Origin of the sequence: Enterococcus sp. C65 (assembly GCF_040887165.1) — a bacterium.
Lineage (GTDB): Bacteria > Bacillota > Bacilli > Lactobacillales > Enterococcaceae > Enterococcus_B > Enterococcus_B hirae.
On the sequence record NZ_JBFOFG010000003.1, the window covers coordinates 136,306 to 159,977 of the forward strand.

20 protein-coding genes are annotated in these 23,672 nt (G+C 37.8%); 17 read left to right on the forward strand and 3 right to left on the reverse strand.

Annotated elements, in window-relative coordinates; all coding sequences use genetic code 11:
• Positions 1-223 precede the first annotated feature (223 nt).
• The 12 genes from AB3I12_RS04280 to AB3I12_RS04335 all read left to right on the forward strand — a co-directional run bounded on the left by AB3I12_RS04280 (position 224) and on the right by AB3I12_RS04335 (position 12,914).
• Positions 224-670 (forward strand): LytTR family DNA-binding domain-containing protein, encoded by a 447-nt coding sequence (locus tag AB3I12_RS04280; RefSeq protein ID WP_034700296.1) that lies wholly within the window; start codon positions 224-226, stop codon positions 668-670.
• A complete protein-coding gene (locus AB3I12_RS04285) occupies positions 667-1,098 on the forward strand; it encodes a hypothetical protein (RefSeq protein WP_063626935.1) in 432 nt (143 codons plus the stop codon). The genes AB3I12_RS04280 and AB3I12_RS04285 overlap by 4 nt, the downstream gene beginning before the upstream one ends.
• A 667-nt stretch (positions 1,099-1,765) precedes the next feature.
• The gene (gene ylqF, locus AB3I12_RS04290; protein WP_010719467.1) at positions 1,766-2,626 is read left to right on the forward strand and encodes a ribosome biogenesis GTPase YlqF; all 861 of its coding nucleotides are present in this window, start codon (positions 1,766-1,768) and stop codon (positions 2,624-2,626) included.
• Complete coding sequence (locus AB3I12_RS04295; protein WP_010719466.1) at positions 2,619-3,386, forward strand: ribonuclease HII; 768 nt, start codon at positions 2,619-2,621, stop codon at positions 3,384-3,386. The genes ylqF and AB3I12_RS04295 overlap by 8 nt, the downstream gene beginning before the upstream one ends.
• A 61-nt stretch (positions 3,387-3,447) precedes the next feature.
• On the forward strand, positions 3,448-4,305 hold the full coding sequence (dprA, locus tag AB3I12_RS04300) for a DNA-processing protein DprA (protein ID WP_063626937.1): 858 nt from the start codon (positions 3,448-3,450) through the stop codon (positions 4,303-4,305).
• 120 nt (positions 4,306-4,425) lie between these two features.
• A complete protein-coding gene (gene topA, locus AB3I12_RS04305) occupies positions 4,426-6,504 on the forward strand; it encodes a type I DNA topoisomerase (RefSeq protein WP_063626939.1) in 2,079 nt (692 codons plus the stop codon).
• Positions 6,473-7,846, forward strand: a complete 1,374-nt coding sequence (trmFO, locus tag AB3I12_RS04310) for an FADH(2)-oxidizing methylenetetrahydrofolate--tRNA-(uracil(54)-C(5))-methyltransferase TrmFO (RefSeq protein ID WP_051092533.1) — start codon at positions 6,473-6,475, stop codon at positions 7,844-7,846. Before topA ends, trmFO begins: the two co-directional genes overlap by 32 nt.
• Before the next feature lie 282 nt (positions 7,847-8,128).
• Complete coding sequence (gene xerC, locus AB3I12_RS04315; RefSeq protein ID WP_010737380.1) at positions 8,129-9,028, forward strand: tyrosine recombinase XerC; 900 nt, start codon at positions 8,129-8,131, stop codon at positions 9,026-9,028.
• A 39-nt stretch (positions 9,029-9,067) separates the two neighbouring features.
• Entirely contained in the window at positions 9,068-9,616 is a 549-nt protein-coding gene (gene hslV, locus AB3I12_RS04320; protein ID WP_010719461.1) for an ATP-dependent protease subunit HslV, read from the forward strand.
• 12 nt (positions 9,617-9,628) lie between these two features.
• Complete coding sequence (hslU, locus tag AB3I12_RS04325; protein ID WP_063626940.1) at positions 9,629-11,029, forward strand: ATP-dependent protease ATPase subunit HslU; 1,401 nt, start codon at positions 9,629-9,631, stop codon at positions 11,027-11,029.
• 15 nt (positions 11,030-11,044) lie between these two features.
• Entirely contained in the window at positions 11,045-11,836 is a 792-nt protein-coding gene (gene codY, locus AB3I12_RS04330; protein WP_063626942.1) for a GTP-sensing pleiotropic transcriptional regulator CodY, read from the forward strand.
• A gap of 202 nt (positions 11,837-12,038) precedes the next feature.
• Positions 12,039-12,914 carry an aldose 1-epimerase family protein gene (locus AB3I12_RS04335; RefSeq protein ID WP_034700304.1) on the forward strand — a complete coding sequence of 292 codons (876 nt, stop codon included), beginning with the start codon at positions 12,039-12,041 and terminating at the stop codon, positions 12,912-12,914.
• Positions 12,915-13,077: 163 nt separating this feature from the next.
• On the opposite strand, the gene plsY is transcribed toward AB3I12_RS04335, so the two are convergent.
• Positions 13,078-13,716, reverse strand: a complete 639-nt coding sequence (gene plsY / locus AB3I12_RS04340; protein WP_010719457.1) for a glycerol-3-phosphate 1-O-acyltransferase PlsY — start codon at positions 13,714-13,716, stop codon at positions 13,078-13,080.
• A gap of 103 nt (positions 13,717-13,819) precedes the next feature.
• Between plsY and AB3I12_RS04345 the strand changes: the two genes are divergently transcribed.
• The 5 genes from AB3I12_RS04345 to pflA all read left to right on the forward strand — a co-directional run bounded on the left by AB3I12_RS04345 (position 13,820) and on the right by pflA (position 22,365).
• Positions 13,820-14,254, forward strand: coding sequence for a CoA-binding protein (locus AB3I12_RS04345; protein WP_010719456.1), 435 nt, complete (start codon positions 13,820-13,822; stop codon positions 14,252-14,254).
• A 199-nt stretch (positions 14,255-14,453) separates the two neighbouring features.
• On the forward strand, positions 14,454-16,478 hold the full coding sequence (gene parE, locus AB3I12_RS04350) for a DNA topoisomerase IV subunit B (protein ID WP_010737383.1): 2,025 nt from the start codon (positions 14,454-14,456) through the stop codon (positions 16,476-16,478).
• Between the two features lie 11 nt (positions 16,479-16,489).
• Entirely contained in the window at positions 16,490-18,940 is a 2,451-nt protein-coding gene (gene parC, locus AB3I12_RS04355) for a DNA topoisomerase IV subunit A (RefSeq protein WP_010719454.1), read from the forward strand.
• A gap of 274 nt (positions 18,941-19,214) precedes the next feature.
• Entirely contained in the window at positions 19,215-21,446 is a 2,232-nt protein-coding gene (pflB, locus tag AB3I12_RS04360) for a formate C-acetyltransferase (RefSeq protein ID WP_010719453.1), read from the forward strand.
• Between the two features lie 151 nt (positions 21,447-21,597).
• On the forward strand, positions 21,598-22,365 hold the full coding sequence (gene pflA / locus AB3I12_RS04365; protein WP_010737384.1) for a pyruvate formate-lyase-activating protein: 768 nt from the start codon (positions 21,598-21,600) through the stop codon (positions 22,363-22,365).
• A 178-nt stretch (positions 22,366-22,543) separates the two neighbouring features.
• Here pflA and AB3I12_RS04370 read toward each other — a convergent pair whose 3' ends face one another.
• Together AB3I12_RS04370 and AB3I12_RS04375 are read right to left on the reverse strand one after the other, a co-directional pair.
• A complete protein-coding gene (locus AB3I12_RS04370; protein WP_063626944.1) occupies positions 22,544-22,768 on the reverse strand; it encodes a hypothetical protein in 225 nt (74 codons plus the stop codon).
• Between the two features lie 9 nt (positions 22,769-22,777).
• The gene (locus AB3I12_RS04375) at positions 22,778-23,545 is read right to left on the reverse strand and encodes a DeoR/GlpR family DNA-binding transcription regulator (RefSeq protein WP_010737385.1); all 768 of its coding nucleotides are present in this window, start codon (positions 23,543-23,545) and stop codon (positions 22,778-22,780) included.
• Between the last annotated feature and the right edge of the window lie 127 nt (positions 23,546-23,672).

The following is a 23,672-nucleotide window of genomic DNA, read 5'->3' on the forward strand; positions in this document are numbered from 1 at the left end:
GAATACTAGAAAAAACGATTAAACCCAATCGAATGTCGTTCATCATTAAAGACAGGAACATTCTTCATTTGAAGAAGCAGGGTACACCTGGATAGGGAGGAAGTATTGAAATGTTTCCTATCTCTTGCAATCTTCTTGCGAAAAAGTGCAACCTCATGGAAAGGAATTGAATATGGTATGCGTACGGCTTAAACTGAGAGTATCAAAGCAAGGAGGAGAAAATTTGAGAATAAAATTTGGAATTGATAATCACATTGCACAGGATACAGTGAAGGTAACTACCCATTCTTCTTGCGAAAAAACGTGGGGGAGAATAAAAGAAGCTATTCTGACTACGGAGCAAACAATCGTAGTAATTGATGCAAAAACAAATAAGAAAGTTTCCAGGCTATTAAGTGATGTCTCCTCAATCGAGTCAAAAGAACAGATGTGTCATGTCGTTTTTACATCAAATGAGAGGTATCTATTAGCTGTACGGTTAAAAATAGTTGAGAAGCAATTTACAAGTTACGGATTTGTGCGGATCAACATTAGTACGCTGGTTAATCGATCTTTTATTAAAGCTTTTCGTTCTACGGATAATGCACGGGTTGAAATTGAAATGAAAAATGGTTCTAAATTTATTGTGAATCGTCACTATGTAAAAAAATTTAAGGAGATGTGGGTATGAGTAAACAGATAAAACATAATTTTTTTCAAACGTTCTCGTTAAGCAGCATCTGGTTGATATTTATAATAACAAGCTTCTTTGCGAAAGGACAGATGATCCATGTTTATTTTCTTTGGCACGTAATGGGTGTTAGTCTAGTTTGTGCATTAGTTTTTGGTGTGATGTATGATGCGCTTTGGAATCATCTTACACTGAAACCAGTCAGTAATATTTTGATTGCGACTGTCGGGAATACAGTTGCGGGTTTAGCGATTTTCAATTTGCTTTCATTCAAACTGCCTATGGAAATTTCATCAATTAATCTTTTGGCAATTTATCTTATTTTAAATTTGATCTTACACACCATTGCTTTTTATCTATACGCAAATAATGAGAGCAAAAAGCAAGCAAGAGAGTTAAATAAAAAAATAAATAACTCAATCGATTAAACGTTAGAAAGCAGGTTGGGGGAGTCCGCTCATTTTTAACTGAAAAAGGATAATCAATAGTTGATGATTCCAAAACTCAGAGTTGATAATTAAGTGAAAAAATATCTCAAATTATATTGAGTAATGGATCACGAAGAGGTCTTAGAGGATGTGTTATCTCACCAATTTGTTGCATGGAGGAATCAAGAATCCAGAGAATGGAAAATGCCAAAATGAGAGTGCGATTAGGAGGGAAATATGATAAAATACGGAACAGGCGCCTTTTTGTTATTTATAATGATGTATTTTCTTTTTATTAATAGTAATAAAAGTACAAAACATGTTTGATAAAGAAAAATACCCTAAGGCGTTGGGATTTAGTATTATGATAGAAGGATTATTCTGCCGAACCACTGATGAATAAAAAGCGGTATCCACTTTAAAAGATTGTAAAGTCAGGATAAATGCATAAAAATAATCGCTGATCTAAGGTTCATGGTAGTATGGATAGTTGCAGAGCTGCTTTTGAAAGAGTCTACCCAATAATTGCTTTGAATAATATAAGGAAAATGAGCCCAATCAACTTACTCGATGGTAGTAGACTTGTAAGCATAGATTTACTAAGGTTAAATATGATAATGTAAGAATAAGGTTTGAAATCCTTATATGAAAGGAATGAATTTATTCTATGACGATCCAATGGTTCCCAGGGCACATGGCAAAAGCCCGTCGTGAAGTTTCTGAGAAAATGAAATATGTCGATATCGTCTTTGAATTAGTCGATGCGCGATTACCTTTGTCTTCACGTAATCCAATGCTTGATCAGATCATCCAACAAAAGCCAAGGTTGGTATTATTAAATAAAGCTGATCTAGCAGACCCCCAACAAACGAAGTTATGGCAAACGTATTTTCAACAACAAGGTCATCAAGCATTAGCGATTACCGCTCAAGAGAGTAAAGGGATCAAAGCGTTGATTCCAGCAGCCAAAGAAGCACTAAAAGAAAAAAGGGCACGTGATGCCGCTCGAGGGATCAAACCACGAGCAATCAGAGCCATGGTTTTAGGTATTCCAAATGTCGGGAAGTCAACATTGATGAACCGCTTAGTTGGGAAAAAAATTGCGCAAACAGGTAATAAACCTGGTGTGACAAAAGGACAACAATGGTTGCGCCTAGGTAGCGAATTAGAGTTATTAGATACGCCAGGAATCTTATGGCCTAAATTTGAAGATGAAGAGATTGGTAAAAAACTAGCACTAACCGGAGCCATTAAAGACCAGTTAGTTCATTTAGATGATCTCGCTATCTATGGCTTAGATTTTTTCGCTCGATACTATCCAGGAAGAATCGCAGAGCGCTATCAGTTGCCAGAAGAAGCAGAACAACAATTAGCACCTGAATTATTGATGACGATTACTGCAAAGCGTGGCTATAAAGATGATTATGATCGTGGTAGTGAAGTGGTAGTCTTCGATATCCGTCAAGGAAAACTTGGGCGTTACACGTTAGATCGATGTGAAGAAATGGGGAAAACAAGCGATGAGTGAATCGATCCAAAGTATCAAGGAACGATTAAAAACAGTGACGTCGTTAACTGATCCCTTCATTGCCGAACTAAAGCAAGATCAGCGAAAAGGGGTACAACAAGCGCTTCTATCCTTTGAGAAACAAGTAAAAAAAACGGCATTGATCCAAGAAAAATATTTGGAAATGTCATTATTTGAGAATCAGGCATATGAACAAGGATATGAATGGATTGCGGGGATTGATGAAGTAGGGCGTGGGCCTTTAGCAGGGCCAGTAGTAGCGGCCGCTGTCATCCTACCTAAAGACGAACCGATCCTTGGATTAAATGACTCGAAACAATTATCAGAAAAAAAACGAGAACTGCTTTATGACCAAATCCAACAAAAAGCACTTGCTATCGGTATCGGCATCATTGATGAAAAAAAGATTGATGAGGTCAATATTTATGAGGCAAGCAAACTAGCAATGATCCAAGCTGTAGAAAAGCTGGCGATACGTCCAAATTATCTCTTAATTGATGCCATGACACTGGATTTGCCAATCCAGCAAGAAAAATTGATCAAGGGAGATGCTCGTTCAGTTTCTATTGCGGCAGCAAGTATCATTGCAAAAGTTTATCGTGATGATTTAATGAAAAAATATGATGAACTATATCCAGGTTATGGGTTTGGCCATAATGCTGGTTATGGAACGAAAGAACATCTACAAGGCTTAGCAACACAAGGAATTACCCCTATTCATCGGCGCTCTTTTGCACCGATAAAAAATTATTTATCTTAAGATGTTTGACCGTCTCTTGCGTATTTTATTTAAAAGTAACTTCGAGAGGCGGTTTTCGTTCATGGATCAGATTGAAGGATTTTTACTTAAATTAGCTTATGCGAAAGGAATTAGCAGTCAAGGAAAATGGGCGGTTGTCCAGGCTTTATTGGAAGCTCAAACAAGCGAGTTGTCTTCTTATGAAATCATTGAAATCGCAAAAATTGTTCGTCATCGAGAAAAATTTCAAGAAAGTTGGCGGCAAATCAATCAAAATTTTGCGAAATTGAAAACAGCTCAGTCATTCATTACTTGTCTTGACCCGTGCTATCCCCCGCAACTTTTTCATCTTGCGACACCACCGATTCTTTTATTTTATTCTGGTGATCTTTCTCTACTAAAACAAAAGATGCTCAGTGTGGTTGGGGGCAGGAAGACCTCGGTCTTGGCAAAAAAAGTTGTACATGAACTTTTAACTCCGGTCATAGATGCTAACTATGTCATCGTTAGTGGCTGTGCCAAAGGAATCGATACATACGCACATTTGGCTGCGATTAAAAATACTGGAAAGACGATTGCGGTAATCGGTACAGGAATTAAAAAAGCCTACCCAAAGGAAAACCAATTTCTTCAAGCAGAAATTGGAAAGAATCATCTTTTACTTAGTGAATATCCACCATACGAAGGACCAAAACAATACCGCTTTCCCATGAGAAATCGAATCATTGCTGCTTTGTCACAAGGCACTTGTGTCATTGAAGCAAAGCAAAAGAGTGGTTCTTTGATAACAGCACAACAAGCGTTAGAAATCGGTCGAACTGTTTTTTCTGTACCTGGAAATATTTTGACACAATACTCAACTGGCTCCCATCAACTAATTCAAGATGGTGCTGTTTGTGTGATTTCTGGTGAAGATTTATTGTTCGAGTTGAAAGAATAACAGGAACTTCTCATTTGATTTTCTTGACAAACGTTTTCTGAATGGATATGATAAGCTACGATTTGTATGAGTCCGCTTAATATAGTAGGAACATGTCAATGGAAAGGAGTCCATTCAGTAATGGCATATAAATATTTAGTGATTGTGGAATCACCTGCAAAGGCCAAAACCATTGAAAAATATCTTGGTCGTAATTATAAAGTAATGGCCAGTGTCGGTCATATACGTGATTTACCTAAAAGTAAAATGGGAATTGATGTCGAAAACAACTATGAACCCCATTATATTTCAATTCGCGGAAAAGGCGATGTGATCAAAAGTTTAAAATCAGCAGCAAAAAAAGCGCAAAAAGTTTATCTTGCAAGTGACCCGGATAGAGAAGGGGAAGCAATTGCTTGGCATTTAGCCTATTTACTAGGTTTAGATTTATCAGAAAAAAATCGTGTGGTTTTTAACGAAATTACTAAGGAAGCGGTAAAAGCAGCCTTCAAGGAACCAAGAACGATCGACGTGGATTTAGTGGATGCCCAACAAGCAAGACGGGCGTTAGACCGCTTGGTGGGCTACTCCATCAGTCCAATCCTATGGCGCAAAGTCAAAAAAGGATTAAGTGCTGGAAGAGTACAGTCTATTGCATTAAAAATTATCATTGATCGTGAAAAAGAAATCCGTGATTTCATTCCAGAAGAATACTGGAGCATTGACGGTAATTTCAAAAAAGCACGTAAAAAATTTAAAGCAAACTTTTGGGGAATTGATGGCAAGAAAAAGAAATTGCCTGATGCCCAATCCGTAAAAGAAGTTACTGATCGTATTGATGGACCAGATTTCACCGTTCAAAAAGTTGAAAAGAAAGAACGGAAACGAAATCCAGCAAACCCATTTACTACGAGTAGCCTACAACAAGAAGCTGCTAGAAAATTGAACTTTAGAACACGGAAAACGATGATGGTTGCACAACAATTATATGAAGGAATCTCCTTAGGTAAGCAAGGGACTGTAGGTTTGATCACTTATATGCGTACCGATTCAACACGGATCGCTGAGACTGCGAAAGCAGAAGCGGCTACCTTCATCGAAGAAACTTACGGGAAAGAATTTTCTAGTCATGCACAACGTAAAATCAAAAATGCGCAAGGTGCGCAAGACGCCCATGAAGCAGTTCGCCCGACAAGTGTCCTACGTACTCCTGAGGAAATCAAACAATATTTAGACAAGGACCAATTAAAACTCTACACCCTTATTTGGTCACGATTTGTTGCTAGTCAAATGACACCAGCGATATTAGATACCATGAAAGTTACCTTAGAACAAAATGGCGTACTTTTTATTGCTAATGGCTCTAAAGTTAAATTTAAAGGGTTCATGCAAGTCTATGTTGAAGGCAGAGATGATGGGAAAGAAGATAAAGAAAATATCTTACCAGAACTAGCACAAGGGGACATTGTTCAATCAGTGGACATTGAACCGAAGCAACATTTTACGCAACCGCCAGCAAGATTCAGTGAAGCAACTTTAATCCGTGCTTTGGAAGAAAATGGTGTGGGACGCCCTTCCACTTATGCGCCAACGCTGGATACGATCCAACGACGTTACTATGTTAAATTGACACAAAAACGCTTCGAACCAACTGAATTGGGTGAAATCGTCAATTCTTTGATTTGTGATTTCTTCCCCCAAATCGTCGATATCCATTTTACCGCTGAAATGGAAGGTGATTTGGATAAAATTGAAGAAGGAAAAGAAGCATGGATCGAAGTGGTGGATCGTTTCTACAAACCATTTGAAAAAGAATTGACCAATGCAGAAGAAAAAATCGAAAAAATTCAAATCAAAGATGAACCGGCTGGATTTGACTGTGATATTTGTGGGCATCCGATGGTTATAAAATTAGGAAAGTATGGTAAATTTTATGCATGTAGTAATTTTCCTGATTGTCGAAATACGAAACCAATTGTTAAAGAGATCGGTGTGACTTGTCCAGTTTGTCATGAGGGTCAGGTGATTGAACGCAAGTCTAAGAAAAACCGAATCTTTTACGGGTGTTCACGTTTTCCAGACTGTGACTTTACTTCTTGGGACAAACCAGTAGGTCGAAATTGTCCGAAATGTGACCAGTATTTAGTTGAAAAGAAAGTCAAAGGCGGAAAACAAGTCGTATGTATCAATGGCGACTATGAAGAAGACATTCAAAAATAAAATGAGAAGAGGTCTTTATTTGAAAACTGTTAATGTAATAGGTGCAGGATTAGCTGGAAGTGAAGCAGCTTGGCAAGTCGCTCAAGCAGGTGTTCCTGTTCGTTTATACGAGATGCGCCCAGTGAAATCAACAGAAGCACACCATACAAGTAATTTTGCAGAGTTAGTCTGTTCCAACTCCTTGAGAGGGAATAGTTTAGCAAATGCAGTAGGTTTATTAAAAGAAGAAATGCGACGGTTAAATTCAGTCGTGATCACTTCAGCTGATGAAACAGCTGTTCCAGCTGGCGGTGCCTTAGCAGTGGATCGGGATTCTTTTTCTGAGACGATCACACGTAAAGTCAAAGAACACCCGCTAGTAACAGTCATCAATGAAGAAATCACTGAAATTCCAGAAGGGATCACGATCATTGCTACTGGTCCCTTAACCTCTCACCCGTTAGCTGAAAGTATTAAAGCATTCAATGGTTCTGACGGATTCTATTTTTATGATGCAGCAGCACCGATCGTAGACAAAGCAACGATCGATATGGATAAAGTCTATTTAAAATCACGCTATGATAAAGGGGAAGCAGCTTATCTAAACTGTCCAATGACTGAAGAAGAGTTTAAAGCATTCCACGAAGCTTTAACAACAGCTGAAGTAGCCGAACTTAAATCATTTGAAAAAGAAAAATACTTTGAAGGCTGTATGCCGATCGAAGTGATGGCTCAGCGTGGCTTTAAAACAATGCTGTTTGGTCCAATGAAACCAGTTGGATTAGAAGATCCAAAAACCGGTAAACGCCCTTATGCGGTGATCCAGTTACGTCAGGACAATGCCGCTGCCTCATTGTATAACATCGTTGGTTTCCAAACGCACTTAAAATGGGGAGAACAAAAACGGGTTTTCCGTATGATCCCAGGTTTAGAAAACGCAGAATTTGTCCGTTATGGCGTAATGCACCGCAACAGTTTTATGAATTCACCAGAATTATTGAAACCAACTTATCAATCAACGAAGCGTGAAGACTTGTTCTTTGCAGGACAAATGACTGGTGTGGAAGGTTATGTTGAAAGTGCAGCTAGTGGTTTGCTTGCAGGGATCAATGCTGCTCGTTTAGCTAAAGAAAGTGAGCCGATTGAGTTTCCACGAGAAACAGCGATTGGGAGTATGGCGTATTATATTACACATGCTGAAGGAAAACATTTCCAACCAATGAATGCGAATTATGGTTTGTTCCCTGAATTACCAGAGCGCATTCGTGACAAAAAAACACGTTATGAAGCGATTGCTCAAAGAGCACTTCAGGCAAATGAACAAATAAAAAAAGAATTAATTGATGAAGTAACAGCTCAGTAACATGAAGTGAGCCCGGGACAAAGGTGTTCCGGGCTCTTTACTAGGCATAAAATAAATATACAACACATCTTTTATTTGCAGTGTTCCAAAAAAAATTTTTTCTTTTGGTAAAAAATGAGTAAATATCAGATTAAAAAAAAGGTTGTAATCTAAGAAATTTGTCAAATTAATTGTTTCAATTGTGAACAAACTTAGAAATATTGATTAAATTCTGACAATTTATTTGTTTTTTTAATTTTGCTATGCTAAATTTATCTCTGGGATTAAAAGGAAGGTGATAAAATGCTAGAACAAACGTGGAAAGATAAGTTTTTACGTTATTTAATCGTGGAACGTGGTTACTCTGAAAAAACACGAGAAGCATACGAGGAAGACCTCACTAATTTTGAAAGATTTCTTACAGAATCAGGAGAGGATGATTTATTAAAAATCAATCACTTAGATGTTCGAGTGTATTTAAGTTACCTAACTGATGAAAGATATAGCAGAAATTCGATCAGTCGTAAGATTGCAAGTCTGCGCTCTTTTTATCAATACCTTTTAAAAGAAGAAGTGATCAAAGAAAATCCTTTTTCTTATGTCCACCTAAAAAAGAAAAATTTGAAACTACCTCGCTTTTTTTATGAGAATGAAATGCAAGTATTATTTGACAGTGTCAAAGGAGAAAAACCTTTAGATTTGAGGAACCAAGCGCTATTAGAAGTTCTTTACGGTTCGGGGATTCGATTAAGCGAGTGCAGTAATTTGAAACTAGCAGAAATCGATTTCGACTCCGAAGTCATGTTGATTCATGGTAAAGGGAATAAAGAACGGTATGCACCACTTGGTTCATTCGCACAAGATGCCTTACAAGAGTATTTTGAAAAAGGGCGAAAGGTGCTGATGGATAAATACCACAAGAGTCATGACTATGTTTTTGTGAACCATCATGGTGAACCAATTACGCCAACAGGGATCGAGTATGTATTGAATCAAGTGATTAAAAAGAGTAGTTTAGATAGTTCGATCCATCCACATATGCTGCGGCATACCTTTGCTACACACTTGCTGAATAATGGTGCAGATATGCGGACAGTTCAAGAGCTGTTGGGTCATGCTAATCTATCTACTACACAGATCTATGCTCACGTGACAAAAGAAAGTTTACAAAAAAATTATCGCTCGTTTCATCCAAGAGCGTAATAGAAAAGGATCAGTAATCTTAATTGGGAGGAAATAACTATGGTAGAATCACAATTTCATTCAACGACGATTTGTGCCGTTGAAAAAGATGGAAAATTTGCAATGGCAGGTGACGGTCAAGTTACAATGGGCGAATCCGTGGTGATGAAAGGAAGCGCAAGAAAAGTCCGTCGAATCTATAATGATGAAGTCATCGTAGGATTTGCTGGAAGTGTCGCAGACGCATTTACATTGGAAGAAAAATTTGAAGGCAAATTAAATGAATACAATGGTAATTTACAGCGAGCTGCAGTGGAATTAGCGCAAGAATGGCGGACACAACAGTCCATGCAAAAACTAGAAGCAATGTTGATCGTAATGAATGAAAAAGAAATGTTATTAGTTTCAGGTACTGGGGAAGTGATTGCACCAGATGATGGAATTTTGGCCATTGGTTCAGGAGGGAATTTTGCATTAGCTGCTGCTCGAGCAATGAAGAACTACGCACAAAACGACATGAGTGCCAAAGAAATCGCAGAAAATGCATTGAATATTGCAGCAGACATTTGTATCTTTACAAATCATAATATTATTGTGGAAGAATTATAGAGGTGAAGAAGAATGTATGAATTAAAACAAACACCAAGACAAATCGTTAATGAATTAGATCAATATATCATTGGACAACAAGCAGCTAAAAAATCAGTTGCGGTCGCTTTGCGCAATCGCTATCGCCGTTTACAATTAGATGAAAAAATGCAACAAGATATCACACCTAAAAATATGCTGATGATCGGACCAACAGGGGTAGGGAAGACAGAGATCGCTCGCCGATTGGCAAAAATCGTCAACGCTCCTTTCGTGAAAGTAGAAGCAACGAAATTTACAGAAGTAGGTTATGTTGGTCGAGATGTGGAGTCGATGGTTCGTGATCTAGTAGAAAATGCGATCCAGATCGTTGAAAAAGAACAATATAGCCGTGTATATACTGAAGCTAAGAAAAGAGCAGAAAAACGATTAGTAAAAGTGCTGGTTCCTGGAATTAAAAAAGAACAAAAACAAACAGGAAATCAATTTGAACAAATGATGAACATGTTCAATGTTGCGCAACAAAATACAGCAGAACCGCAAGAAGAAGTGACTGAAGAAATCCGTGTCAATCGGAAAACGGTTCTAGAACAATTACAAAAAGGTTTACTTGATAACCGTCAAGTAACAATCGAAATAGAAGAACAAAAGAAACCAGCTCCGATGATGAACAATGGTTTGGAACAGATGGGCATTGATTTAAATGAAACATTAGGGGCGCTAACACCGAAGAAAAAGGTTGAGCGCACGTTAGCAGTAAAAGATGCACTTGAACTGTTGATCAAAGAAGAATCAAGTAAACTAGTCAAAGATGCTGACATCCATAGTGAAGCCATTCAATTAGCACAATCAAGCGGGATCATTTTTATTGATGAAATCGATAAAATCACTTCAAAATCACAACAATCTGGTGAAGTATCACGTGAAGGCGTCCAAAGAGATATCCTGCCAATCGTTGAAGGTTCACAAGTGAACACGAAGTATGGAGTTATCCAAACGGATCACGTCTTATTTATTGCTTCTGGTGCCTTCCATTTATCAAAACCAAGTGATTTGATTCCAGAATTGCAAGGACGGTTTCCAATACGTGTAGAATTAGATGATTTAACTGCAGATGACTTTATTAAGATCTTGACTGAACCAAACAATGCACTAATCAAACAATACGTAGCATTGATTGGCACAGAAAATGTTTCAGTAGTCTTTACGAAAGAAGCAATTGAGAAAATCGCTCAAATCGCTTATGATGTAAATCGCGATACGGATAATATCGGAGCTAGACGTTTGCACACGATCTTAGAAAAATTGTTAGAAGACTTATTGTTTGAAGCACCTGACATGCAAATGGGAGAAATCACGATTACGGAAGCATATGTAGAAGAAAAATTAGGTTCGATTGTAGCAAATGAAGATTTAAGTCGTTTTATTTTATAAAATCGGAGGAAGAAAATGACGGATTTATTAACAAAAACCCGCAATATCAACAAATTATTACAACAAAAAAATACTTTCGATCTGCGAGCTGATTTACCTTATGATAAAATGGCTGTGACATTAGGTGCTATTTTAAATAGTAACGTCTATATCATCAGCAGTGAAGGAGTCTTATTAGGCTATGATGAACGTCATGATGTCAACAATGAACGGATAAAAATGATGTTTGTTGAAAAGCAATTTCCCGATTCTTATACTGACACAGTTGATCAATTGAACAAAACGGAAGCCAATATTCCGATCAGTAGTGAAATGACTGCTTTTCCTTTTGAAGCAAGAGAAAAATACCCATTTGGTTTGACGACAGTAGTCCCTATTTTTGGTGCTGGCGAGCGGTTAGGAACCATTATTTTATCAAGGATGGAACAAGCCTTTACCGATGAAGACCTAGTGTTAGCTGAATATGGTGCGACGGTAGTCGGTATGCAGATCCTTTATCAAAAATCACGTAGTATTGAAGCGGATGTCAGAAGTGCAACAGCTGTCCAAATGGCGATCAATACTTTGTCTTACAGCGAATTGAAGGCAGTTCAAGCGATTTTCGATGCCTTAGAAGGCGATGAAGGACGTTTAACAGCATCCAATATTGCGGATAAAATTGGGATCACTCGCTCAGTGATCGTCAATGCATTACGTAAATTAGAGTCAGCTGGGATCATTGAATCACGCTCCCTTGGGATGAAAGGGACGTATTTAAAAGTTCTAAATTCCAGATTCAAAGAAGAATTAACAAAACACAGTTACTAAAAATCTATGACCGATTGATTAGATGAATCTATTCAGTAGGAACGAAGTAAACAAAAAGAGTCTCCTTTAGGTTTTCTTTTCGCTGAAACACACGAGTAATGCCAAGGATGATTCGGATACTTCTTGTTGGAAAAAATAAGAATAGCTTAGGACCTGAGACTAGCTATCTCAGGTCCTAAGATTTAACGGTGGAGGAATTATAATGACTGTAATCATTCAAAATGATCAATTGATTGCTGAAATTGCTGAACATGGAGCAGAATTGGTCAGTTTAAAATCAAAGGATAATAATCTTGAGTATATTTGGCAAGCTGATCCAGCGTATTGGGGAAGACATGCGCCCGTTTTATTTCCATTTGTTGGAAGATTAAAGGATGACCAATACACGTACCAAGGAAAGACTTATTCAATGGGGCAACATGGCTTTGCGAGAGATATGGATTTTGAAGTAATCGAACATGGTCAAGAATTAGCCAGCTTTTTGTTAAGAAGCACACCCGAGACCAAAAAAAATTATCCTTTTGATTTTGAATTAGTGATTTCTTATGAATTAGGTGGAGATGGGATCACCGTTCATTATCAAGTGGCTAATACTGGAGAAGAAGAAATGTTCTTTTCGATTGGGGGTCACCCAGCCTTTAATGTTCCTCTGGAAGAAGGATTGACTTTTGATGATTTTTATCTTGCGTTTTCACCTAAAAAATCACGTTTGCGTTTACCTTTAAGTGGGCCATATATCGATATGGAACAAAAAACACTTGGACAAACAAATACCAACCTTGCATTAGTACACGATCTTTTTGAAAATGATGCACTAGTATTTGAAACGAAAGGATTGAACGCTTATGCCATCCGTAGTGAAAAATCTAGCCACAGTGTGACATTGAGTTATAAAGATATGCCATATGTTGGGATTTGGTCACCTTATCCAAAAGAAGCGCCTTTTGTTTGTATCGAACCTTGGTGTGGTATCGCAGATACAGTAAACAGCTCGGGAGAATTGATGGAAAAAGCTGGAATCAATCAACTAGGCGCACATGAAATTTTTCAAACAAAATATTCGATTACGGTAAAATAGTGGTTATCCTAAAGTTGTTTGATTTCAATTAATCAGAGGAAATCAGGTATAATGATTCATGTTCCCTTTATTTTGCTAATCGTTTCTTTTCGCTTCTTAACGAATCAATCATTTAAAAGCTAAAAAAACAGTTGGCTGATTAGTCAACTGTTTTTCTCTCAGGTCAATTTTTTTTCTTACTACTATTCAATCCGAATGGGATACGACTTTCTGTATGGTTTTTGATTCGTAGGATATTCTCTTTATGGCGATAGAAAATAAAGGCAGAAACCAAAAATGCAATGATCGTCAATAGCCAGTTTTGCTTAGGTAAGATACCAGGTGCGATGTAAGGAAGGATAATCGTTGATAAAGTGATCAAAGTTGCACTGATCATACTTGTTAAACTTACCATACTAGTACAAAAGAGCGTAACAACGAAGATGATACTGGAATAGATAAAAAATAGAGGATTGAATCCAAGTAACATTCCAGCACTTGTTGCAACTGCTTTGCCTCCTTTGAAGCCAGCGAAAATAGGGAATGTATGACCTAAGATCGCACAAACACCAAACCATAGGGGATTAATGGTTGTAACGTGGAAAATAACTGGTAAGCAAGTTGCCAAGGTTCCTTTCAAGATATCCATGAACAACACAATTGTACCTGCTGTTTTTCCTAAAACTCTAAAAGTATTGGTGGTGCCAGTATTTCCGCTACCATGTTGGCGGATGTCTTTTTTGAAAAATAATTTACCTATCCAAACCCCCGAAGGAATCGAGCCTAGAAGATAGGCAAGTACCAATAATAAAATTAATTTCATTGTTCTACCTCTTTCAATTTGAAACTAATATTTATTTTATCATGAATAAAGTACGTGAACAATTGGAAATACTTGAAAGAGTGAACGAAAGGGAGTATTATTTATGTCATTTGAAAATCCAACACAAGAAAAAATCTTCGATTATTTAAAAACAGCAAAAACGATTGCAATTGTTGGTTTGAGTAATAAGGAAGAACGAACAAGTTACCAAATTGCTCGATTTCTGCAAGAACGGGGATATCGTATCATTCCGGTGAACCCATTATTAGCAGGAGAGATCATTTTAGGCGAAAAGGTCTATGCGTCGCTACAGGAAATCCAAGAACCGATCGATATCGTGGATATTTTTCGGCGTAGTGAATTTTTGCCAGAGGTAGCTGCTGACTTTTTACAGACTCAAGCAAAAGTATTTTGGGCGCAATTAGGTATCGCAAATGAAGAAGCAGCAAACAAGCTTCAATCAGCAAATCGCAAAGACATCGTCATGGATCGTTGTATAAAAATCGAGTGGAACAATATGAACGAAAAAGATAACTAAATGTTTGCATTTTAAATAACGTGAAATATTTAATCGGCAAGACAAAAGCGAACAATAGGATAAAAAAGATAGTATTCTCAAAGGTTAGTTAGTAATTAAGTTTTAATTCTTTCCTAACCTCTTTTTTTTCATGCGTATTTCTAGTATGATTATCGTGATGCGGTTTTAACCGTAAAGTATTATTGAAGGAGCGTTTGCCTTGGCAAAAAAAGTAAAGAACGAATATAATGATGCATCGATCCAGGTTCTTGAAGGATTAGAGGCAGTTAGAAAACGACCAGGAATGTATATCGGGTCAACGGATAGCCGGGGCTTACATCATTTAGTCTATGAGATCGTTGACAATGCGGTTGATGAAGCTTTATCTGGATATGGAAATGAAATTGATGTAACCATTCATGAAGACAATAGTATCACTGTGACAGATAGCGGTCGTGGTATGCCAGTTGGGATGCATGCTTCTGGTATCCCCACAGTTGAAGTGATTTTTACTGTACTACATGCCGGCGGAAAGTTCGGTCAAGGAGGATACAAGACCTCAGGGGGACTACACGGTGTCGGAGCAAGTGTGGTCAATGCTTTATCAAAATGGTTGGTTGTTACAATCGTCCGTGATGGGATTGAATACCAACAAAAATTCAGCAATGGTGGTAAGCCTGATGGTACACTGAAAAAAATCGGGAAAACCAAGAAATCCAATGGAACGACAGTTCATTTCTTACCAGATGACACGATCTTTTCCACTACTAAATTTTCTTATGATATTTTATCTGAACGTTTGCGAGAATCAGCTTTTCTTTTAAGAGGAGTAAAAATCACACTTTCTGATCTGCGTGGTGAAGAACCAATTAAGGAAGTTTTTCACTACGAAGAAGGGATCAAAGAATTTGTTGACTACCTAAACGAAGAAAAAGATACATTGACACCAGTTGTTTATTTTTCTGGTGAAAAAGACGGTATCGAAGTCGAAGTTGCTTACCAATATAATGATGGATATTCAGAAAACGTGTTGTCATTTGTGAATAATGTCCGAACGAAAGATGGAGGCACCCATGAAGTCGGTATGAAGTCAGCAATGACAAAAGCCTATAATGAATATGCTCGAAAAGTGGGCTTACTGAAGGAACGAGATAAGAATCTCGAAGGTAGTGATTTTAGAGAAGGTTTAGCAGCTGTTCTCTCCATTCGAGTACCTGAGAATCTCTTACAATTTGAAGGGCAAACAAAAGAAAAATTGGGTACACCAATTGCCCGTACGGCAGTAGATAATGTCATTGGAGAACAAATGGGCTTTTATTTACAGGAAAACAGTGAAATGAGCCAAATGCTGGTGCGAAAAGCAATCAAAGCCCGAGAAGCTCGTGAAGCTGCCCGAAAAGCTCGAGAAGAAAGCCGTAATGGGAAAAAACGTAAAAAAGGTGAATCATTACTCTCAGGAAAACTGACACCTGCTCAATCACGAAATCCGAAAAAGAATGAATTATACCTCGTGGAGGGAGACTCTGCTGGCGGTTCAGCAAAACAAGGAAGAGACCGTAAATTCCAAGCCATCTTGCCTCTTCGTGGGAAAGTGATCAACACTGAAAAAGCAAAAATGCAAGATATCTTGAAAAACGAAGAAATCAATACGATGATCTATACGATCGGTTCAGGTGTTGGACCTGAGTTTTCAATTGAAGATTGCAATTATGACAAAATTATTATCATGACCGATGCGGATACCGATGGTGCACATATTCAAGTGCTATTACTGACGTTCTTTTATCGTTACATGAAACCATTGATTGAAGCAGGAAAAGTGTATATCGCATTACCACCGCTTTATAAGGTTTCTAAAGGTCAAGGAAAAAAACAAGTGGTCGAATATGCTTGGACAGATGATGAATTAGCAGCGACCATCAAAAAAATTGGTAAAGGCTATATGTTGCAACGCTATAAAGGACTTGGAGAAATGAATGCAGAACAATTGTGGGAAACTACCATGGACCCAGCCTCTCGAACGTTGATTCGCGTGAGGATAGATGATGCTGCTCAAGCGGAACGTCGCGTGACGACATTAATGGGGGACAAAGTTGAACCTCGCCGAAAATGGATCGAAAATCATGTGCAATTCACGTTAGAAGAAGATGGTAGTATCTTAGATAAAAAAGAAGATATTGAAAATACAGCTACGTCCAATGAATTGTTCGATGAAGAGAAACAATCTGAATTAGTAGAAGAATAGGAGGTCACCTAATGGAAGAACGTCAAGAAGTCCAAGAACTAACCCTAGAAGAAGTGATGGGTGACCGCTTTGGACGTTACTCAAAATATATTATTCAAGAAAGAGCATTGCCAGACATCCGAGATGGATTGAAACCCGTTCAAAGACGAATTTTATTTGCGATGAATAAAGATGGCAATACTTTTGATAAAGGATTCCGTAAATCTGCCAAATCTGTCGGAAATATCATGGGGAATTATCATCCTCATGGGGACAGTAGTATTTATGAAGCCATGGTTCGGATGAGTCAGGATTGGAAGCTAAGAGAAGTACTTATAGAGATGCACGGAAATAACGGTAGTATGGATGGTGACCCACCAGCTGCTATGCGTTATACAGAAGCACGGCTCTCCCAATTAAGTGGTGAAATGTTGGCAGATATTGAAAAAAATACGGTTGATCTTGTATGGAACTTTGATGATACTGAAAAAGAACCAACTGTGTTGCCAGCGAGATATCCAAACCTATTAGTCAATGGTTCAACGGGAATTTCCGCTGGTTATGCTACGGAGATCCCTACCCATAACTTAGCAGAAGTCATTGATGGTACGATTTACCTCATTGATCATCCCCAAGCGAGTTTAGAGAAACTAATGGATTATATCCCTGGTCCTGATTTTCCTACTGGGGGAATCTTGCAAGGAAAAGCAGAAATCAAAAAAGCTTATGAAACTGGACGTGGAAAAGTCATTCTACGATCAAAGACTAAAATTGAAGCGATTAAAGGGAACAAGCAACAAATCGTGATTTCCGAGATCCCTTATGAAGTAAATAAAGCCACATTAGTGAAGAAAATGGATGAAATCCGTTTAAATAAAAAGATCGATGGCATTGCAGAAGTTAGAGATGAAAGTGACCGCACTGGATTACAGATCGTGGTTGAATTGAAAAAAGATGCTAACGCACAAGGTATCCTCAATTACCTGTTTAAAAATACTGAACTACAAATCAATTACAACTTCAATATGGTAGCTATTGATCACATGACACCGCATCAAGTGGGGTTAAAAGATATTTTAAGTAGTTATATTGATCATCGAAAACAAGTGATCACGAAACGAAGTCAATTTGATTTAGAAAAAGCACAAAAGCGCCAGCATATCGTAGAAGGTTTAATGAAAGCTTTGTCGATCTTGGATGAAGTCATTGCCACGATTCGAGAAAGTAAAGATAAGAAAAACGCGAAGCAAAATTTAGTCGAAGTTTTTCAGTTTACGGAAGAACAAGCTGAAGCAATCGTGACGTTGCAACTATATCGTCTAACAAATACGGATATTACGGAATTACGTAAAGAATCAGAAAGCTTAATAGCACAAATCACTGAATTGAACAAAATTCTATCTAATGATAAAGAATTATTCTCAGTCATGAAGAAAGAACTTCGTGAGGTCAAGAAAAAGTATGCTAATGCACGTTTAACGACAATTGAAGACGAAATCGAAGAAATCAAAATTGATACAAAAGTGTTAGTAGCACAAGAAGATGTGATTGTCAGCGTAACGAAGGAAGGTTATGTGAAACGGACTAGTCTACGTTCATATAGTGCTTCTAAACCAGAGGAAATCGGCATGAGAGAAGGGGACTATCTCTTGTATTCTGGTGAACTAAATACCTTGGATCATGTGTTGTTGATCACCAATAAGGCAAATGTCATTTATCGTCCTGTCCATGAATTGCCAGATTTAAAATGGAAAGATGCTGGAGAACATATTTCACAAACGATTGTCAATCTTTCGGTTGATGAATCGATTCTAGCTGTTTTTCCATACAAAAAAATCGAAGCAGAAAAAACATTGGTCTTCATCAGTAAAAATGGCTGGGTGAAACAAACTCGAATGACCGAATTTGAACCATGGCGTACTTATAAGAGTCGTCCGTTAAGTGGCATGAAACTCAAAAGTGACGATGATGAATTAGTTGCGTCTTACTTGGTAGAAGGTCAAACGGATTTAGATCTCTTTTTAGTCACCTACCAAGGGATGGGGTTACGATATCCATTAGAAGAAGTACCTGTGGTAGGAGCAAAAGCTGCTGGCGTTCGTTCAATCAACCTCAAAGACGAAGATACTGTCGTTAACGGGTTACTCGTTTTGACAGAAGGAGATACGCCAATCATCATCGTCACTCAACGTGGTGCGGTAAAACGGATGCTTGCGCAAGAAATTAGTCAAACCTCTCGAGCAAAACGTGGTGTTACGGTTCTACGTGAACTAAAGAAAAACCCACATCGAGTTATTCATATGTCTGAAGGAAACGCCAAAGAAATAATGATCATCAATCAAAAAGGTCAAGAGCTAATGATTGACCCAACGGATTATCCGATTGGCGATCGAACGTCTAATGGCTCATTTGCAGTTGACGAGAAAAAAGGCGGCGAAGTGATCAAAGTTATTGAGCCACCTGAAGTAGCCATTACCGATTAACTGTTATAGTTTTTTTGAAAGAAGGTAGATCTGTTTTAATACAGAACTACCTTCTTTTTTCTGATTATTAAAAAATTATAAATATTAAGATAAAAAAATATGAAAGTGTTCACAATTGCTAAAGCTTGGTATATTAGCGTTTGTTGATATAAGTGAATAAAAACGCCATCTTTTGTTAAATAAAAAACAAGAAAACCCTTGCAAAGATGCTCGTCTGTGTTATACTAATCACGTAAAAACTGTTACATAAAACAGATAACGGGAGGTCCATACAATGGAGCAATGGAATGGATTTAAAGGAACGAAATGGAAAGAAGGCGTAGATACAAGAGACTTCATCCAAAATAACTACACTGAATACCGTGGAGACGACAGCTTTTTAGAAAAACCAACTGAAGCAACAGAAAAGCTTTGGGCAGAATTACAAAAACTAAATGATATTCAATTTGAACGCAATGGCGTTTATGACATGGACACAGAAATCGTTTCAACGATTACCTCACATGATGCAGGTTATTTAGACAAAGATCTTGAAAAAATCGTTGGTTTACAAACAGATAAACCATTGAAACAAGCATTTATGCCATTTGGTGGTATCAATATGGCTAACAATGCATTAACAAGTAATGGTTACACACCTAATGATGAGTTGACACATATCTTTAGCGATTGGCGTAAAACACATAACCAAGGTGTATTTGATGCCTACACAGCTGAAATGCGTGCAGCACGTAAAAACAAAATCATTACAGGCCTTCCAGATGCTTATGGACGTGGACGAATCATTGGTGACTACCGTCGTATCGCATTGTATGGTATTGACTATTTGATGGAACAAAAGAAAAAAGACCATGATATGACAGGTTTCCATACAATGGATGAAGAAGTCATTCGTCTTCGTGAAGAAATCACAGAACAATATCGTGCTTTAGCACAAATGAAAGAAATGGCTGCAAAATATGGCTATGATATCTCTAAACCAGCTGCTAATGCAAAAGAAGCAGTACAATGGTTATACTTCGGTTATTTAGCAGCAATCAAATCACAAAATGGTGCAGCAATGTCAATCGGACGTATCTCTGCTTTCTTAGATATCTATATCCAACGTGACTTAGATAATGGCGTGATCACCGAACAAGAAGCACAAGAATTGATCGATCACTTAGTCATGAAATTACGTATGGTGAAATTTGCCCGTACACCAGAATACAATCAATTATTCTCAGGATTCCCAATCTGGGCGACTCTTTCAATCGCTGGAATGGGCTTAGATGGACGCTCATTAGTAACTAAGAATGATTTCCGTCTATTGCACACATTGACTAACATGGGTCCTTCTCCTGAACCAAACTTAACAGTTTTATATTCAGAACATTTACCAGAAGGCTTCAGAACTTATGCAAGTAAAATTGCAATCGAAAGCTCATCTATCCAATTTGAAAATGACAATCTTCTTCGTGAACAATGGGGTTCAGATGATTGCGCTATTGCATGTTGTGTATCTGGAACAGTTGTTGGAAAAGACATGCAGTTCTTCGGTGCTCGTGCGAACTTAGCAAAAGCATTATTATACGCAATCAACGGTGGGGTTGATGAAGTAACTGGTGCCCAAGTTGCCCCTGAATATCGTCCAATCACAGCTGATGTATTAGACTTTGAAGAAGTAAAACACAAATTTATGAATGTGATGGACTGGTTAGCTGAGTTATATGTGAATACATTAAACATCATCCATTATATGCATGATAAATATTCTTATGAAGCAGCTCAACTGGCATTGATGGATTCAGATTTGAAACGTACATTTGCAACAGGGATTGCTGGAATCTCTCATGCAGCGGATAGCTTGTCAGCGATCAAATATGCAGATGTGAAACCAATCCGTAACGAAAAAGGAATTGCCGTTGATTTCGAAGTAACTGGCGACTTCCCTAAATACGGAAATGATGATGATGCAGCAGATGAGTTAGCAGAATGGATCTTAGAATACTTTATGACACAAATCAAACGTCATAAAACTTACCGTAACTCCACACCAACAACGTCATTATTAACAATCACATCAAACGTGGTTTATGGTAAAAACACTGGTAACACACCTGATGGACGTGAAGCAGGTAAACCTCTTGCTCCTGGGGCAAACCCAAGTTACAATGCAGAACAAAATGGATTGTTGGCAAGTCTTAACTCAACTGCTAAAATCAATTATGGTTATGCACGTGACGGGATCTCTAATACGCAAACGATCAATCCTTCCGGTCTTGGAAAAGATGAAGAAACACGTATCGGCAACTTGCGTAATGTATTAGATGGTTACTTCTCTAAGGGAGCGTACCATTTGAACGTCAATGTATTTAGTAATGATCTATTACGTGACGCTATGGAAAATCCAATGAAATACCCTAACTTGACGATCCGTGTCTCAGGTTATGCTGTTAAATTCCGTGATCTAACGAGAGAACAACAATTAGACGTATTGATGAGAACATCACACGATAGAATGTAAAGCGGAATAAATAATACGATCTATCATTAAAAAGAACGATTGAAAAAGGTTGAGGGCAAGGCGGTGGTCTTTGCCCTCGTCTTTTCCTAGCAATCGGTTGATTCAAGTGTCTTTTGAAATAAAATGAAATCAAAGAAAAGAAGTGATCCTTATGGAAGAAAAAACAATTGGCTATGTTCATTCGATCGAAACGTTTGGTTCTGTAGATGGACCAGGCGTTAGATTCGTCGTTTTTATGCAAGGTTGTCGCATGCGTTGTGAATTTTGTCATAATCCTGATACATGGAATATAGGCGGAGGAAAAGAATATACGGCGGATGAACTATTAGACCAAGCAGAGCGCTATCGTTCCTATTGGGGTTCAGAAGGCGGTATCACTGTTAGTGGAGGCGAACCTTTATTACAGATCGATTTTTTGATCGAACTGTTCAAGAAAGCGAAAGAGCGTGGTATGCATACTACGCTAGATACTTGTGGGAAGCCTTTCACGCGTGACGAACCATTCTTTTCTCGTTTTCAAGAATTGATGAAGTATACTGAATTGTTACTGTTTGATATCAAACACATCGACAACGAAGAGCATAAAAAGTTAACACGTTGGGATAATGAAAATATTTTGGAGATGGCGCAATATCTTTCTGAAATCAATAAGCCAGTGTGGATCAGACACGTATTAGTTCCTGAACGCAGTGACTATGATGAATACTTGATTCGGCTAGATGACTTTATCAAGACATTGAACAATGTAGCTAAAGTAGAGATTCTACCTTACCATACGATGGGGAAATATAAGTGGGAAACACTTGGCTTAGATTATCCACTAGAAGGTATTGAACCGCCAACAAAAGAAAGAGTCGAGAATGCCAAACGACTACTTCACACAGAAGACTATCGAGGATATCTCAGCAATAAGAACTGAGTAGCTGTGTAAAATCAAATCTGGGTCAGAATGAATCTCATTCTGTCTCAGATTTTTTGTTTCGCACAAAGCGCACGAAAATGTGACTGAAGAATCCTCCAGTCACATAAATGATAGAGCCAATTAAGCAATGGCCTCAATACTGTATGTTCATTTTTTAGTGATACCAAAACACTTTTTATAGCGGATTGTCTTGTTTGAGGATCTGTGATTTCAGGTCAACCAATAGCTTGATGTAGGTGTGCTGTTTCTTTTGATGAAGCAAATAAGTGCTGTTTGAGTCACCTGCTTTTTGAGAAGAAAAAGGGTGAGTAACAAGGGCGTTTGTTTGGCTGGTTGCAAAAGTTCTATCAACAAGTTGGACAATGAGAAATATTGGATGCTCCAATCGTTTTTTGTCCATTTATATTTCTCATTCAGTGGGATACACCAAGTGAATGTCATTTTTTTCAATGATTCTATGATAAATCTTAGGCGGTTTTTTATTGGTAACAATCGCATCATAATCATAATAATCACCTATCTTGAAAAAATGAGTAGAGTCAAATTTCGTTTCGTCAGCCAATAAAACAATCTCTTGTGCTTTATTCATCATTTCTTTTTTGATTTGTGCTTGATTGAAGTTTGCTTCATAAATCCCTTCATGGTCGAGCCCCCGGCAAGATAAAAAGGCAGCATTGAAACGAAAGGAACTGGTAATGGGATCAAGTGTATTTGAAATAACTGTACTAGCATTAAGTTTGACTTCACCGCCAGTCAAATAAATTTTTAAAGATTCGTTCTGACATTCACTTAACTTTAAAGCTGTACGCAAACCATTGGTAATGATAATTAAGTTAGGTATCTTAACAAGTAGTGGAATAAGGTGTAGAACCGTACTGCTGGAATCTAAAAAAATACACATACCTGGTGCAATAAAATCTCGTGCTAATTCACTGATGATCTTTTTTTCCGGGATATTACTGGCTTCTCTTTGAAGATAAGTATATTCCATGTTTGTCGTTTCGTTCAAGATCGCCCCGCCCCAAGTTCTACGGATCAATTTTCGTTTTTCTAGCTCAAGTAATTCTCTGCGAAGTGTACTTATACTACAGTGAAGGTGAGTACAAAGTTCTTTGGAAGTTGCTTGTTTCTTTTTTACCAAATAGCTTAAAAGATCGCTTGTACGTCTAGTCTCCATTTTTTTCTCCAAGTTTTTCTTTTATTATAGCGCTTTCTTTTTGCGAATAAAATGCTTTTGAATAAAAATGAATGAGTTGAACAAAAATCTTGCTAATTTTTGAACAATGATCAAAATTTTAAGCAAG